The 15,707-nt window shown below is 67.8% G+C and carries 13 protein-coding genes; 5 read left to right on the top strand and 8 right to left on the bottom strand.

What is annotated here, in order from left to right; genetic code table 11:
- Positions 1 to 390 precede the first annotated feature (390 nt).
- The 3 genes from L2I41_RS08995 to L2I41_RS08985 are packed head-to-tail and all read right to left on the bottom strand — an operon-like array spanning position 391 to position 2,792.
- The gene (locus L2I41_RS08995; protein WP_237153198.1) at positions 391 to 1,581 is read right to left on the bottom strand and encodes a CCA tRNA nucleotidyltransferase; all 1,191 of its coding nucleotides are present in this window, start codon (positions 1,579 to 1,581) and stop codon (positions 391 to 393) included.
- On the bottom strand, positions 1,578 to 2,210 hold the full coding sequence (locus L2I41_RS08990) for an NUDIX hydrolase (protein ID WP_237153197.1): 633 nt from the start codon (positions 2,208 to 2,210) through the stop codon (positions 1,578 to 1,580). The genes L2I41_RS08995 and L2I41_RS08990 overlap by 4 nt, the downstream gene beginning before the upstream one ends.
- Before the next feature lie 3 nt (positions 2,211 to 2,213).
- Positions 2,214 to 2,792, bottom strand: a complete 579-nt coding sequence (locus tag L2I41_RS08985) for a DUF1285 domain-containing protein (RefSeq protein ID WP_237153196.1) — start codon at positions 2,790 to 2,792, stop codon at positions 2,214 to 2,216.
- A gap of 158 nt (positions 2,793 to 2,950) precedes the next feature.
- On the opposite strand from L2I41_RS08985, the gene L2I41_RS08980 reads away from it, so the two are divergent.
- The 5 genes from L2I41_RS08980 to L2I41_RS08960 all read left to right on the top strand — a co-directional run bounded on the left by L2I41_RS08980 (position 2,951) and on the right by L2I41_RS08960 (position 11,294).
- Complete coding sequence (locus tag L2I41_RS08980) at positions 2,951 to 3,958, top strand: AAA family ATPase (RefSeq protein ID WP_390634036.1); 1,008 nt, start codon at positions 2,951 to 2,953, stop codon at positions 3,956 to 3,958.
- Between the two features lies 1 nt (position 3,959).
- Entirely contained in the window at positions 3,960 to 4,904 is a 945-nt protein-coding gene (locus L2I41_RS08975) for a DUF58 domain-containing protein (RefSeq protein ID WP_237153195.1), read from the top strand.
- Positions 4,901 to 7,732, top strand: a complete 2,832-nt coding sequence (locus tag L2I41_RS08970; protein ID WP_237153194.1) for a DUF4159 domain-containing protein — start codon at positions 4,901 to 4,903, stop codon at positions 7,730 to 7,732. The genes L2I41_RS08975 and L2I41_RS08970 overlap by 4 nt, the downstream gene beginning before the upstream one ends.
- Positions 7,733 to 7,778: 46 nt before the next feature.
- Entirely contained in the window at positions 7,779 to 9,872 is a 2,094-nt protein-coding gene (locus L2I41_RS08965; protein ID WP_237153193.1) for a hypothetical protein, read from the top strand.
- Between the two features lie 129 nt (positions 9,873 to 10,001).
- A complete protein-coding gene (locus tag L2I41_RS08960) occupies positions 10,002 to 11,294 on the top strand; it encodes an SAM-dependent methyltransferase (RefSeq protein ID WP_237153192.1) in 1,293 nt (430 codons plus the stop codon).
- A gap of 53 nt (positions 11,295 to 11,347) precedes the next feature.
- On the opposite strand, the gene L2I41_RS08955 is transcribed toward L2I41_RS08960, so the two are convergent.
- The 5 genes from L2I41_RS08955 to nifS all read right to left on the bottom strand — a co-directional run bounded on the left by L2I41_RS08955 (position 11,348) and on the right by nifS (position 15,698).
- Positions 11,348 to 11,890 carry a GNAT family N-acetyltransferase gene (locus L2I41_RS08955; RefSeq protein ID WP_237153191.1) on the bottom strand — a complete coding sequence of 181 codons (543 nt, stop codon included), beginning with the start codon at positions 11,888 to 11,890 and terminating at the stop codon, positions 11,348 to 11,350.
- Positions 11,891 to 12,120: 230 nt separating this feature from the next.
- Positions 12,121 to 12,501: a nitrogenase stabilizing/protective protein NifW gene (nifW, locus tag L2I41_RS08950; RefSeq protein WP_237153190.1), complete on the bottom strand. Its 381-nt coding sequence runs from the start codon at positions 12,499 to 12,501 to the stop codon at positions 12,121 to 12,123.
- A complete protein-coding gene (gene cysE, locus L2I41_RS08945) occupies positions 12,498 to 13,247 on the bottom strand; it encodes a serine O-acetyltransferase (RefSeq protein WP_237153189.1) in 750 nt (249 codons plus the stop codon). Before cysE ends, nifW begins: the two co-directional genes overlap by 4 nt.
- The gene (gene nifV, locus L2I41_RS08940) at positions 13,244 to 14,401 is read right to left on the bottom strand and encodes a homocitrate synthase (RefSeq protein ID WP_237153188.1); all 1,158 of its coding nucleotides are present in this window, start codon (positions 14,399 to 14,401) and stop codon (positions 13,244 to 13,246) included. The genes cysE and nifV overlap by 4 nt, the downstream gene beginning before the upstream one ends.
- A gap of 94 nt (positions 14,402 to 14,495) precedes the next feature.
- On the bottom strand, positions 14,496 to 15,698 hold the full coding sequence (nifS, locus tag L2I41_RS08935; RefSeq protein ID WP_237153187.1) for a cysteine desulfurase NifS: 1,203 nt from the start codon (positions 15,696 to 15,698) through the stop codon (positions 14,496 to 14,498).
- Positions 15,699 to 15,707 lie beyond the last annotated feature (9 nt).

Genomic DNA, 15,707 nt, shown 5'->3' with positions numbered 1-15,707 from the left:
CAAACCAACCGATCAACTCATCGTCAATCACCGGTCAACAGCTCTCCGTCAGCGCTCCGTCGCCGCAGCGCCGCCGTCGATGAACGTGCTTATAGAAGGCACACTCAGAACTGTCAACGAGGTTTTGCAAAAAAATCAAAAAATCTTGTTTATCCAATAAAATCAGTAAGTTAAGCCAACGTCAGTGTGTTGACTGTTTGGTAAAATCCTTGAAAGCCGCAGAACTCCGCCACTTTGCGGATATCGCCCTTTGGAGAGAAGCCCAGGCACAAGGCGAAAAGCCTTGATGGGGCCTCGATCTCGCCGCCCGCCCGTTTCCGCCCACCCCCGATCGGAGGTCTCCGCACCCCTCCGGCGGAGCCTAGGCCTGCACACTCGGCGCACCCGCGCCTAGGCTCCGCCGGCCCACGGCCAAGCGACCGGGTAGCCCGCCGCAATCCAGGCCGCTTCCTGACGCCTCAGCTCCGCCCCCACCGCCGGACCGGGCTCGAAGCCGCGCGCGATGAGATCCGCCGCCCTGAGCGGGAAGGCCGGTGCGCGCCAATGGCGCGCGAGATCGAGTGAGGACGGCAGATTGGTCTCGCCGCGATCGGCCGCACAGGCCAGAAGCGCTGCCGTCGCGACGTCATTGCCGGCGCGATGGACCGCCAGACGCACCGCCGCCTCGGAGCCATCCCCCGCCAGCCGCGCGCGCCAGGTCAGAATCGCCTCGAGCCTGGCCTTCTCGGCATTGGAGAGGCGCAGGGCCGCGGCGAGCTTGTCCGGCGCCTCGGCCAGCACCGCCAGCCCCGCCTCGACGCTCGGTGTGATCCCGGCCGCACGCCAGAGACCGGCCAGCGCCGAAAAGCGCGCCGCATGGCTCTGCCCCTCCAGCACGGCGGTTAGAATGTCGCCTTCCTCCATCAGCCGCACCGCGTCCACCGCGCCGGGCGCCACCAGGATCTTGCGCGTCTCCGCGCCGATTCGCTCGCGCGACAGCTGGCCGAGCCCCGCCCGCAGGGCCACGCAAGCCGCAAGCCCGACCGAATCGGGTGCGCCCGCTCCATAGCGGGCGTGAAAGCGGAAAAACCGCAGGATGCGCAGATAGTCCTCGGCAATGCGCGCGCCGGCGTCGCCGATGAATCGCACCCGCCGCGCCCGCGCGTCGTCGATGCCCTGCACCGGATCGTGCAGCAGGCCCGTCCGGTCCATGTAGATGGCGTTCATGGTGAAGTCGCGCCGGCGCGCGTCCTCGGCCCAGTCGCCCGTGAAAGCCACCACCGCGCGCCGGCCGTCGGTTTCCACGTCGGCCCTCAGCGTCGTCACCTCGAAGGGATGCCCCCCGGCGACCACTGTCACCGTGCCATGATCGATGCCCGTCGGCACCACCTTGAGCCCCTGCGCCCGCGCCCGCTCGGCCACCACCTCGGGCCGCGCCGTTGTGGCAATGTCGATATCGGCCACCGGCTCGCCCATCAGCACGTTGCGCACCGCGCCCCCGACCACACGCGCTACATCGCCCTCGCGTTCGATGGCGTCGACCACCTTGAGAAAGTCGGGATCGGCCAGAAAGTCGCAGGAAAGCCTCAGCGCGTCACTCACCGGAACACCTCGTCATAGAAGAGCCGCAGGATGCCCGCCGTCACCCCCCAGATGCGATGCCGGTCATAGGGCATGGCATAATAGGACCGCTCCATGCCCTTCCACGGGCGCCGTTCGATCTGGTGATTGGCGGGGTCCATCAGAAAGCCGAGCGGCACGTCGAACACTTCCGCCACTTCGTCGGGATTGGGCACCAGCACTGGGGCGCCCGCGACCTGCGCCACCACCGGAAACACCCGATAGCCGGAGTTGGTCACGTAAGGCGAGAGCATGCCGAGCGGTTCCACCGCAGCAGGGTCGAGCCCGATCTCCTCGTCCGCCTCGCGCAAGGCGGCGGCAAGCGGCGAGGCGTCGCCCGCGTCGATCCGCCCGCCCGGCAGCGCCACCTGTCCTGCGTGCGAGCGCAGGTGGTCGGTCCGCCGCGTCAGGATCAGCCGGAGCCCCTCCTCGCTCTCGAAGAGGCCGAGCAGCACCGCCGCATCCTTGAGCGCGGTCATGTCGACGAGATCGACCAGGCTCGGATCGGTCACATGGTCGCCCGCATGCAGGCGCAAGGCACGACCTTCAGGATCGAAGGGCCCCAGCCGATGACGGCGCGCGACCAGATCGGACAGCGAAATCCCGGCCATCGCTCACTCCAGCGCCGCATCGGGTACGGGGTGGAACTGCCCGCCCGACCACAGCCCGATTCGACCGTCGACCTCGTCGAAGAGACCGGCCAGCTCATGGGCCACCGCCCGGCTCGCGCGCGCCCACAGGCCCGCACGCACGTGGACATAGGGCATCAGCCCGCCATCAGCGGCGAGTTCGAAGCGCACCGCGTCCGTACCGGGGTCGGTCACCACGTCCCCCACATTGGTGCGAAAGGTCAGCCGCTGCAGCGCGTCCGCGCCCTCGCAATGCATCTCCACCGCCAGGAACGGCACGTCCTCGACGGTGATTCCCACCTTCTCCACCGGCGTCACCAGGAAATAACGATCCGCTTCGCGCCGGAGCACGCTGGCAAACAGCCGCACCATGGCCTCGCGCCCGATCGGCGAGCCCATGTAGAACCACTGGCCGTTGCGGTCGATGCGCATGTCGATGTCGCCGCAAAACGGCGGCTGCCAGCGCTCCACCGGTGGCTTGGCGCCGCCTTGGGACGATCGTGCGATCAGCGCCGCCAATCCGCCGGCCCGGTCCGCCGCACCCGCCTCATCCTCTGCGCTCATGACGCGCCCTTTGTCGCCTTGCATGGATCGAGCCTTGATTTTGCCTGCCTCATGCGATGAAACCAGAGCTGAGACAGGAACTCTCGACGAAATGAGATGCGCCGCAGGGTCGGTGATGTCAAACTGCGACTGACATCAAACCTTTCGCGAAGACGGGGATGGACAGCGTGACCAATGACATGAGGGACGGAGAGGCGGCGATCGTTGCCGAGGCGGATGCGGCTTTCGATCGGGTGAAGGCGGCCCGCGCCGCTGTGGGCCGCGTGATCTTCGGCCAGGAACAGGTGGTCGAGCAGGCGCTGGTCACCTTGCTGTCGGGTGGTCACGGCCTTCTGGTCGGCGTGCCGGGCCTTGCCAAGACCAAGCTGGTCGAGACGCTGGCCACCGTACTCGGTCTCTCCGAGCGCCGCATCCAGTTCACGCCCGACCTGATGCCCTCCGACATCCTCGGCTCGGAAGTGCTCGAACAGGCCGCCGACGGCAGCCGCGCCTTCCGCTTCCTCAAGGGCCCCGTCTTTGCCCAGCTGGTCATGGCCGACGAGATCAACCGTGCCAGCCCGCGCACCCAGTCGGCCCTGTTGCAGGCCATGCAGGAGCGCTTCGTCACCATCGCCGGCCAGCGCTATGATCTGCCCGCCCCCTTCCACGTGCTCGCGACGCAAAACCCGCTGGAGCAGGAAGGTACCTATCCCCTGCCCGAGGCGCAGCTCGACCGCTTCCTGCTGCAGATCGACGTCGCCTATCCCGACCGCGACACGGAAAAGCGCATCCTCATCGAAACCACGGGCGACCAGGAAGCCCGCGCCGAAGCCGTCTTCACCGAGGGCGAACTCGCCCGCCTGCAGACGCTGGTGCGCCGCTTCCCCGTCGGCGACAGCGTCGTCGAGGCCATTCTCGATCTGGTGCGCGCTGCCCGTCCCGGCTCCGGCGTCGGCAAGCATGTGAAGGACATCGCCTGGGGGCCCGGCCCCCGCGCCGCCCAGTCGCTGATGCTGGCCGTGCGCGCCCGCGCCCTGATGGACGGCCGCTATGCGCCCTCCATCGACGACGTTGCCGCCCTCGCCGCACCGGTGCTCAAGCACCGCATGGCCATGAGCTTCGAGGCCCGCGCCCGCCGCATCGGCGTCGAGGATGTCATCGCCGATCTCGTCTCCGAGATGGCCTGACATGGACGAGACGGCGCCTGCCCTCATTGGCTCCTTCGGACCACAGGACCTGGCCGGCGCCCGCACGCTGGCTGCGGCCCTGCCCGATCTGATGGTCGACGCCCGTCAGGTGGCGAGCACCGTCACGGCCGGCTGGCATGGTCGCCGCCGTCCCGGCGTCGGCGAGGATTTCTGGCAGTTCCGTCCCTTCCTGTCCGGCGAAGCCATGCGCATGGTCGACTGGCGCCGATCGGCCCGCGACGACACCACGCTCTACGTGCGCGAGCGCGAGCTGGAGAATGCCCATACGGTCTGGCTCTGGACCGACCTGTCGCCCTCCATGCAGTTCCGCTCGGCCTATTCCGGCGAGACCAAGCGCGATCGCGGCCTGCTCCTGATGTTCGCCCTCTGCGAGTTGCTGGCCCGCGCCGGCGAGCGCGTCGGCCTGATCGGCGAGCGCCTGCCGGTCGCCAGCCGCCATGCGGTGGAGCGTCTGGCCCAGCGCCTCGTCACGCTGCCGCAGGATGCGGCTCGTCCCGCCGGCGACAGCATCCGCCGCTGGCATGACGTGGTGATCTTCAGCGATTTCCTTGCCCCCATCGCCGAGCTGGAAGCCGATCTCGACCGCCTGCGCGCCATCGGCGCCCGAGTGCATCTGATCCAGGTGTTCGACCCCGTCGAGGAAACCTTTCCCTTCGAGGGCCGCACCGAGTTTCGCGCGCCGGAGTTCCGCGAGCGCTTGACCGCCGGTCGGGCGGAAGCCTGGCGGCAGGACTATCTCGATCGCCTCGCCGCCCACCGTACCGAGCTGCGCGAAGTGGCCCGCGCGCCCGGCTGGAGCTTCATCGTGCACCGCACCGACCGAAGCGCCGCCGAGCTCCTGCTGTCGCTGCACGGCCGCCTGTCCGCCGCCCCCGCCGCCCTGGCCGGTGGCGATCAACCCGACCGGGAGGGAGACCGCCCGTGATCGCCTGGCTGCCGCTCGCCTTTTCCGCCCCCTGGGCATTGCTCGGCCTTGCCGCCCTGCCGGCCATCTGGTGGCTGCTGCGCGTCACCCCGCCACGTCCGTCCACGGTCGTCTTTCCGCCGCTGCGCCTGCTGCTCGACATCCGCCGCATCGACGAGACGCCCTCGCGCATGCCCTGGTGGCTGGTGCTGCTGCGCCTGCTGATCGCGGCCCTGATCATCCTCGCCATGGCCGGTCCCATCTGGCGCCCCAACCCGATCGCCCTCACCGGCACCGGCCCGCTCTGGCTGGTGATTGACAACGGCTTTGCCGCCGCCCCCGATTGGGACGCGCGCAAGACCACCGCCGAGACCATCCTGGAGGCCGCCGACGCCGCCGATCGCCCCGTCGTGCTGATCGCCACCGCCGACGGCCCGCAGAAGGACTTCACCGCGGCCACCGCCGCCACTGCCCTGCGCAAGCTGGAAGCCGTGGCGCCGCGCGCCTGGTTCCCCGATCGCAGCGAACTTCTGCCCGCTCTCGGCGAAGCAGCGGCAGTGCGCGCGCCGGGTGAGATCGCCTATGTCGCCGAGCCCGCCGGCAATGGTTCGGCGCAGGCCTGGTTCAGCGGCCTCAGCCATCTCGCCGGGCAGATCCCGCTGCTGGTGATCGACGGCACCCGGCCTGCCCCGCTGGCGCTCATCCGCGTCGTGCAGGACGGCACCGGCGTCGCCGCTTCCTTGCGCCGCGTTTCCGTGTCGAGCCTGTCGACCGGCGCGCTCCGCCTGCTCGATCGCAAGGGCCGCGTGCTCGACGAGAAGGGCTTTTCCTTCGCGCCCGGTGCGCTCGACGCCACCACCCGGTTCGACATTCCACTCGAACTCAAGAACGACGTCGCCCGCGCCGAGATCGCCGGCCAATCCTCCGCCTCCGGCGTGCAGCTGCTCGACGAGAGCTGGCGCCGCCGCACCGTCGGCATTCTCACCGGCGCCAACTTCGACCGTATCCAGCCGCTGATCGCCCCGGACTATTTCCTGTCCAAGGCGCTCCAGCCCTTCGCCGACGTTCGCCCCGCCGCCACCCAGTCGGTGGCAGACGCCATCAAGGCCTATGTGGACGAAGGCGTCGCCGCCCTGGTGCTCGCCGATGTCGGCAAGCTCACCGACGCCGAAGTCGCGGTGGCCAACAGCTTCATGACCGATGGCGGCGTGCTGATCCGTTTCTCAGGTCCCCGCCTTGCTGCCGCCGACGATCCGCTGGTGCCGGTGCCCTTGCGCCGCGGCGACCGCATCCTCGGCGGCTCGCTCTCCTGGGAAAAGCCGCAGCATCTCGGCCCCTTCGCCGAGAGCGGCCCCTTCTTCGACGTGCCCGTGCCCGACGACGTCACCGTCGATCGCCAGGTGCTGGCCGAACCGTCCCTCGATCTCAACGAACACACCTGGGCCAGTCTCGCCGATGGCACGCCGCTGGTCACCGCCCGCCGGGTCGGCGCCGGCTGGCTGGTGCTGTTCCATGTCACCGCCGACACCCGCTGGTCCAACCTGCCCATCTCCGGCGCCTTCGTCGACATGCTGCGCCGCGCCGTCGCCCTCGGTCACGGCAAGGCCGCCCCGACCAACACCGCCACCAAGCCGCAGGGCGAAACGCTGCTGCCGCCGCTCACCGTGCTCGACGGCTACGGCCGCCTCGGTCCCGCCCCGTCGGCCGTGCATGGTCTTGCCAGCGGCAGCGTCGACAAGACCCGCGCCAGCCGCCAGACCCCGCCCGGTCTCTATGGCAGCGACGACAGCTTCCGGGCCGTCAACCTCTTCACGCCGGAGACGCCCTATGTGCCGCTCGATCTCGGCCCCATCGGTGCGAATGTCCGCACCGGCCAGCTGTGGACCGACAGCGGTGCCGCGCTGACGCCGGGTTTGCTTGCCGCCGCCTTCTTCGCGCTCCTTGTCGACGGCCTCCTGATTCTCTGGCTGACCGGTCGCCTCAGCCGCCGCCGCGCCGCGCCGGTCGTCACCGCGCTCGCGCTGCTGTTCTTCGGTCTTGCCAGCCCCTTCGCCCCGCCGGCGCAGGCCGAGATGGCCCCGGCCGACCAGGCCATCATCGAAGCGCTCGCCAAGACGCGCCTCGCCTATGTGAAGACCGGCGACACCACCATCGACGAGACCACCCGGGCCGGCCTCTGGGCGCTGTCGCAATATCTCGCCTCCCGCTCCTCGCTGGAACCGGGCGAACCTGCCGCCGTCGACCCGGCTCGTGACGATCTCTCGCTCTATCCGCTGCTCTATTGGCCGATCGACGCCACCAGCGCCGCACCGTCCACCGACACCATGGCCCGCGTCGAGGCCTTCATGAAGTCGGGCGGTACCGTCCTCTTCGACACCCGAGACCAGATGACCGCCCTGCCCGGCGGTGCCGGCGCCGCCTCGCCCGAACAGCTGCGCCTGCGCGACATGCTCTCGTCCATGGACATTCCGCCGCTCGAGCCGGTGCCGGCCGACCACGTGCTCACCAAATCCTTCTACCTGCTCAACAACTTCCCCGGTCGCTATGACGGCTCCCCCCTCTGGGTCGAAGCCAGCACCGCCGAGGATGATCCCATGGCCGACGGCTCTGCGCGTCCCGTCCGCTCCGGTGACGGCGTGTCGCCGCTCATCATCACCGGCAATGATTTCGCCGGTGGCTGGGCCGCCGACGAGAACGGCAGCTTCCTCTATCCCCTGGTCCCCGGCACCGCCATGCAGCGCGACTATGCCTTCCGCGCCGGCGTCAACATCGTCATGTACGTGCTGACCGGCAACTACAAGTCCGATCAGGTCCACATCCCGGCCCTCCTGGAAAGGCTCGGCCAATGATCCGCAACGCCGCCCTCGACCTGTCCACGTTCCGCGAGGTTGTCCGGTGAGCTGGTCCCTGGCCTTCGATCCGCTGTTCCCGCTCTGGCAACTGGCCGCCGCCGGTGCGCTGGCACTGGCGCTGGTGCTCTTCGCCCTCTGGCGCCGCCAGCCCGGCGCGCTTCTGCGCGCCCTCGCGCTCGCGCTCCTGCTCGCCGCCCTCGGCAAGCCTTCCATCGTCGCCGAGGACCGCACCCCGCTGAAAAGCGTGGTCGCCATCGTCGCCGACCGCAGCGCCTCGCAGTCCATCGGCAGCCGGACCGACGACACCGACGCCACCGTCAAGGCCCTCGTCGATCGCCTGAAGCGCCAGCCCGGCATCGAGGTACGTCAGGTCGACGCCGGCGGCACCGACACCGGCAAGGGCACGCTCCTCTTCTCCGACATCGCCCGCACCTTCTCCGACGTGCCGCCCGAGCGCATCGCCGGCGTCATCGCCGTCACCGATGGCGAGGTGCACGACATCCCCCGCGACAAGGCCGCCCTCGGCTTCGACGCGCCCATCCACGCCCTCATCACCGGCAACGCCGACGAGTTCGATCGGCGCGTGGTCCTGGTCTCGGTTCCGAAGTTCGGACTGGTCAAATCCCGGCAGACCCTGAGCTTCCGCGTCGACCAGCAGGGCCCCGTGCGACAAGGGTTACCTGACGGCGACATGGTGGACGTCACGGTCCGGCGCGATGGCGACGTCATCGCGACATTGCAGCTCGCTCCGGGACAGGTCGGATCCGTGGATGTCGACATCACCCACGCCGGCCACAACATCTTCGAAATCTCCGCCCCGGTGCTCCCCGGCGAGCTTTCCCCGGTCAACAACAGCGAAGTCGCCATCGTCGAGGGCATCCGCGAGAACCTGCGCGTTCTCCTCGTCTCCGGCGAACCCCACGCGGGCGAACGCACCTGGCGCAATCTTTTGAAGTCCGACGCCTCGGTCGATCTCGTGCATTTCACCATCCTGCGCCCACCGGAAAAGCAGGACGGCACACCCATCAACGAACTGTCGCTGATCGCCTTCCCGACGCGCGAATTGTTCGACGAGAAGATCAAGCAGTTCGACCTGATCATCTTCGATCGCTACCAGAAGCGCGGCGTGCTGCCGCTCATCTATTTCGACAATATTGCCCGCTATGTCGCCGAAGGCGGCGCCTTTCTGATGGCCGCCGGCCCCGATCCGCTCAACCCGGACACGGTCTACGACAGCCCGCTGGCGCCGATCCTGCCGGTCATTCCGGACGGCAACGTCCTCGAACAGCCCTTCGTCCCCACCGTCAGCCCGCTTGGTCTACGCCACCCCGTCACCCGTGACCTGCCGGGCGGCACCGCCAATCCCCCCGCCTGGTCCCGCTGGTTCCGCCAGATCGAGGCGGACGGGGATAGAGGCGATCGCATCATGACCGGCCTCGACGGCAAGCCCCTGCTGGTCCTCTCCCACGAGGGCGAAGGCCGCGTCGCCATGCTGCTCAGCGACCAGGTCTGGCTGTGGGCGCGCGGCTTCGAAGGCGGCGGGCCGCATGTGGAACTCCTGCGCAACCTCGCCCACTGGCTGATGAAGGAGCCTGATCTTGAAGAGGAATCCCTGCGCATCCACGGCGAGGACGGCAATCTCGTCATCGAGCGCCAGACGCTGAAGGACAAGGTCTCGCCCGTCACCGTCACCTATCCCAACGCGGCCAAGGCGGTTGCCGCCAACCTGCACGAGGCCGCCCCCGGCCTCTATCGCGCCACCCTGCCCGCCCCCGATCTCGGCCTCTACAAGGCCACCGACGGCACCCTCTCCGCCCTTGCCCATATCGGTCCGGTCGACCCGCGCGAGTTCCAGTCGCTCATCTCCACCCCCGAGCCGCTGACCCCGCTCGCAACCGAGACCGGCGGCAGCGTTCACCGCCTGCGCGAACACGCCGACGATCCGCTGCAAGTGCCTTCGGTCATTGTCGAATCCGGCACCGCCACCACCCATGCCGGCAGCGACTGGATCGGTCTCAAGACCACCGACGCCTATGAAGTCGCGGGCGTCCGCAAGACCGACCTTTTCGTCGGCCTCGCCAGTCTCGCCGTGCTGCTCCTTGCCATTGGCGGCTTGTGGTGGCGCGAGGGCAAGTAACCGCCAAGTCTCCGCAGCAGGCACGCAAATATCTTCATCAAAGGCAATCAACTGTTTTTGATTCGCCCTCGGGGAAATTCAGTCGGACACTTGCGTTCCATTCCATGTAACCATTCATGGGAGTCCAACATGAACTGGACGGAACGCGCCCTAAAGTCCTTTCTCGAACGTCTCGTCACCCGTGGCACGCTGGTCGTGCACGCGGCCTCAGGCCGATCCTGGTCTGTCGGCGATGGCCAGTCGCCCCAGGTGGACGTCGCCTTCACCGACGGAAAAGCCATCGATGAACTGATCCGCGACCCGGAAGTGAAGCTGGGTGAGCTCTTCATGGATGGCCGCCTGACCGTCGATCAGGGCGACTTCTACGGCCTCCTCGAACTCGTTCTGCAGCACCGTCTCGATTCCCGGCAGACCACCACGCGGCGCGTCCTGTCCGCCCTGCGAACCCTGCGCCACCGGCTGGTTGGCCACAACGGCCTCGTCCGGTCACGCCGCAACGTCGCCCATCACTACGACCTGAACGCGGCCTTCTACGAACTGTTCCTCGACGTTGACCGCCAATATTCCTGCGCCTATTTCGATCACCCGGACGCCACGCTGGAAGAAGCCCAGCGCGCCAAATGCCGGCACATCGCCGCCAAGCTCCTGATGCGCCCGGGTGTTTCCGTTCTCGACATCGGCAGCGGCTGGGGCGGCATGGGGCTGTACCTTGCCGAGATCGGCGAAGCCGGTGCCGTCAAGGGCATCACGCTCTCCTCCGAACAGCTGATCGTCGCCCGCAAGCGCGCCGAGGCCAAGGCGCTCGGCCAGGTCCACTTTGAACTCGAAGACTATCGCAAGCTTCGCGGCTCCTTCGACCGGATCGTCTCCGTCGGCATGTTCGAACACGTGGGTCCGAAGCACTATGACGCCTTCTTCTCCAAGGCCTCCGATCTCCTGGCGGAGGACGGCGTCATGCTCCTGCACACCATCGGTCACACCTCGTCGCCCACCATCACCAACCCGTGGATCACCCGCTACATCTTCCCCGGCGGCCACCTGCCCTCCTTGTCGGAGGTGCTGCCCGCCATCGAGAGGGCGGGATTGATGGTGGCCGATGTGGAAGTGCTGCGGCATCATTATGCCGAGACGCTGAGCGCCTGGCGGGCGCGGTTCCTCGCCAATCGCGACAAGGCCCTGGCGCTTTATGACGAGCGCTTCTGCCTCATGTGGGAAGCCTATCTCGCCATGTCCGAGGCCGCCTTTCGCTTCCTGGACGTGGTGGTCTACCAGTTCCAGCTCACGCGCCGGAACGACGTGGTGCCCATCACACGCGACTATATCGCCCGCAGCGAAATGGAGCTGAAACGCCGGGAACTGACCCAGGGAGACGTGCTCGCCACCTACGGCAAGGTGGCCACCTCGCCCTGGTACGATCACTGACGCCGCCGGAAGGCGCGGTTGAGACTGGTCACATGAACCACCTGGGGCCGAGGTCAGGCCACGGCCCGCACCGCGCCGGCCACATCGGCCGTGATCCCCGGAACCAGTTCCGCCCAGAGCAGCCGCGCCGGATCGACCGGACCGGGCATGACCACCTTGCCCTGCTGTACCACCCGGAAACCGAACGGCCAGTAATAGGGCAGATCGCCCACCAGGAGGATCAGGCTGTGATTGTTGCGCCGGGCCACGTCCATGGTCAGCCGCATCAGAGACTTGCCGAGGCCGAGGCTCTTGATCTCCGGCAGCACAGCCAGCGGCCCCAGCAGCAGGGCCGGGCTGTTGCCGATCACGATCTTCGTCTGCCGCACCGAGCCGACCACCTGTCCCCGGAACTCCGCCACCAGACTGGTGGCCGCATCGGTCGGAAAGCCTTCCCGCAGCCGGAACGCCGTCCGCGCATAGCGCCCCGGTCCAAAGGTGACATCGTGGATATGTTCGATCGCCGCGTGATCGGAGGCGACTTCCGCGCGGAAGATCACATCCTCGAGGGCAAAGTCCTGGGCAAGCTTGGCAAGGGTAAGGTCAACGACGGTCATGAAAGGACACCGGGGCAGCAGGGTTTGGGCGCCCTCGGCTCGGGTCCGGCACTCACTGGCCGCAGGGTCCGATCAGGCGCACGACATCAGGCGGAAGCGCGGAGTACCGCGTCCGGTGGTTCGTCGTCGCAGATCAGCCCGGTCGAACATGTGCATCGCCCCGTTGATTTCACGCCCTCCTATCATAGACCCGCTTTCCTTAACAAGCCTGAATTGCTGACACATCGCGATCAGTCGAGCTTGATCGGCTGCAGGATGTCGTCGAAGGAGACGAAGGCCGCACCCGGCGACACCGGACGGTCGGGATCGTGATCCTTCAGCACCTTGAACACCCGCTGCTTGAGCGGCGACGAGGTCTCGAAGTCGTCATAGGCCCGCTGCAGCGTCGCCCGTGCCCGCGCCGCGATCACCCGATCGGGCAGATCGTCGAAGTCCTCGGTCTTCAGATACTCGCCCATGCGCTTGAGCACATGCAGGCGGCAGACATCGAGCACCTTGCGGTCATACTTGACGTTCAGCGCCGCAAAGAAGTCTTCGGCCGAGGACAATGCCTTCAGCCGGGCCAGAATGTCGGTGACGTCGATCGGGCGATCGTCGGTGGAACAGCTCATGGGGCAGTCTCCTCGGTTTGGGTGTCGCTATGATCATTGAGGCGCGCCTGCAGATGGGCGAGGCGCACCTCCAGGAAATCGATGCGGTCGACCAGCGCCGCCACCGCTTCGCCGACAGGGTCGGGCATCAGGTGATGGTCGAGATCGATCCGTCCGTCACCCAGCCGCCGCCGGGTTTCACTCGGACGGACGATGCGACCGGGAATGCCCACGACAGTCATCGCGGGCGGCACGTCCTCGATCACCACAGCGTTGGCGCCTACGCGGGCGCCCTCCCCAATGTGAATCGGTCCGAGGATCTTCGCCCCGGCCCCCACCAGCACGCCATTGCCGAGCGTCGGATGCCGCTTGCCGGGCCGCCAGGACACGCCGCCGAGCGTCACGCCGTGATAGAGCGTCACATCATCGCCCACCACGGCCGTCTCGCCGATCACCACGCCGGCGCCATGGTCGATGAAGAAGCGCCGCCCGATGGTCGCCGCCGGATGAATGTCCACTTGAGTCAGGAACCGCGCCAGCCAGGACAGGAACCGCGCGGCAAAAGGCCAGCCCGCACCCCAGAGCGCATGGGCGAACCGATGCCAGATGATGGCGTGCACGCCGGGATAAACAAGCCAGGTCTCGATGCCGCCGCGCGCCGCCGGATCGCGCGACGTCACGCAGCGAAGATCCTCGGCGATCATCCGCCAGAGCGAGGGTTTGCGCGCCACCACCACCGGGGTGACCGAGGCCGCAACGTCGCTCATGGCTCCGTCCTCCGCGTGGGATCGCCGCAGCTGTCGGCAGCAACGCGCGCATGCAGGTGGGCAAGTTCGCCTGCTGTAAGCGCCCGCTTGGCGCGCGTTGCCTGAAGGCGCACGGCCTCCGTCAGCGCGCCGGCGATCTCCGGCCTCAATGCAATCCCCCGCTGCGCCAGCACATGCGCGATCGCCTTGGTGCCCGAATGCTTGCCGACGACAATGCTGTGGCTGCGCCCGAACAGCGCCGGATCGAGCCCCTGATAGGTCTCGGCCTGCGTCAGCAGCGCGGCCACGTGAATGCCCGATTCGTGCGAAAACACGTCGCCGCCCACCACCGCTTTGGCCGGCGGAATCGCCCGCGCCGCCGCAGCCGCCACCGTCTCGGCCAGCGGTCGCAGCGCCCGCATGTCGATGCCCGTGGAATGACCGTCGAGCCGCACCAGCGCCACCGCCACCTCTTCCAGCGCCGCATTGCCGGCCCGCTCGCCAAGGCCGAGCACCGTCACCGACGCATGCCGCGCCCCGGCGCGAATCGCCGCGATCGTATTGGCCGTCGCCATGCCGAGATCGTCATGGCCGTGGAACTCGAGAGCGATCGAGCTGCGCCGGCTCAGCGCCGCGACCATGTCATAAGTCGAGAAGGGATCGAGCACGCCCACCGTATCGGCGAGCCGCAGCCGGAACGCTCCCGTCTCCTCCGCCGCCTCGGCCACGCGTGCGAGATGGTCGGGATCGGCGCGCGAGGCATCCTCGCCACCGATCGCCACCTCAAAGCCGAAGTCCCGCGCCATTGGCACGAAGCGTCGGATGCGCCGCAAGGCCTCCTCCCGCCCGATGCCAAGCTTGGCCGCCAGTTGCAGGTCGGACATGGGGATCGACAGGTTGACGACGCTGACGCCCGTGTCCAGCGCGGCGATCAGGTCGCCCTCGGTCATCCGGCACCAGGCCATCACCCGCAAGGGCAGCGCCAGGCCGACGATGGCGTTGATGGCATCCCGCTCCGCCGCCCCCATGGCCGGCGTTCCCGCCTCGATCTCCGGCACCCCCGCCGCCGCCAGCGCCTCGGCGATCGCCAGCTTTTCGGCAACCGTGAACGCCACGCCCGGCGACTGCTCGCCATCGCGCAAGGTCGTGTCGTTGAGAAAGACCGATGCTGTCACGGAACTACCCTTCCATCGCTACCGTCTCGTCGGGGCTGAGATCCCCTGAGTCCCACGCTCTCCCTCACGAAGGGGAGAGGAGCAAGGCCGGTCTTCACGCATAAACCGGCTTGAAATCCTTCGCCTTTTCGTTTGCCCCGGCCCAGAAGGGCGACATGGCCCTGAGCTTGTCGATGATCGCCGGCACCACCTCGATGACGTGATCCACGTCCGCGTCGGTGTTGAAGCGCGAGAAGGAGAAGCGCGTCGCCCCATGCGCGGCCGTGTAGGGGATGTCCATGGCCCTGAGCACATGGCTCGGCTCCAGCGACCCCGACGTGCAGGCCGAGCCCGACGACGCCGCGATGCCGGCCCGGTTCAGCATCAGCAGGATCGCCTCACCCTCGATATATTCGAAGGCGATGTTGGCCGTGTTCGGCAGACGCTCATGCGGATTGCCGGTAACAAAACAGGAGGGCACGCGCTGCAGGATGCCCTTTTCCAGCCGGTCGCGCAGGGCGGCAACGCGCGTCGCCTCGTCGTCCATGTGCAGCATGGCGAGCTCCGCCGCCTTGCCCAGACCGACGATGCCCGGCGTATTCTCCGTGCCCGCCCGCCGGCCGCGCTCCTGCTGCCCGCCCTTCTGCTGCGAGCGGAAGCGCACGCCGCGCTTGACATAGAGCGCGCCAATGCCCTTGGGGCCATGCAGCTTGTGGCCGGACAGCGACAGCATGTCGATCGGCGTCGACTTGAGATCGATGGCGATCTTGCCCACCGCCTGCACCGCGTCCGTATGGAACAGCGCGCCGACCTCCTTGGCCAGTTCCGCCAGTTCCACAACCGGGAACAGCGTGCCCGTCTCGTTGTTGGCCCACATGAAGGTGACCAGCGCCACCCGCTCCGACAGCGCCGCGCGATAGGCGGCAATGTCCAGCATGCCCTTCTTGTCGACCGGGATCACGTGCACCTTGATGCCGCGCGTCTTTTCCAGATGCGCCAGCGTCGACAGGATCGCCGGATGCTCGACGGCCGAGGTGATTACCTCGTCCCGCTCCGGGCTCGCCTCCAGCGCCGAGAGGATCGCCATGTTGTCGCTCTCCGTGCCGCCTGATGTGAAGACGATCTCGTGATCGAACTCCGCGCCAAGCAGCTTCTGCACCTGCTGGCGCGCCGCCTTGATCGCCGCGCCCACCGCCGATCCGAAGGCATGCATCGACGAGGCATTGCCGAACTGCTCGGTGAAATAGGGCAGCATGGCCTCAAGCACGGCCGGGTCGACGGCGGTGGTGGCATTGTTGTCGAGATAGACGGTTCTCATGGGGGGCCT

The organism is Oryzibacter oryziterrae (assembly GCF_021864535.1).
Taxonomy (GTDB): Bacteria; Pseudomonadota; Alphaproteobacteria; order Rhizobiales; family Pleomorphomonadaceae; genus Pleomorphomonas; species Pleomorphomonas oryziterrae.
Note: the sequence above shows the minus strand (reverse complement) of the source record. Positions and strands in the feature narration are given on the sequence as shown.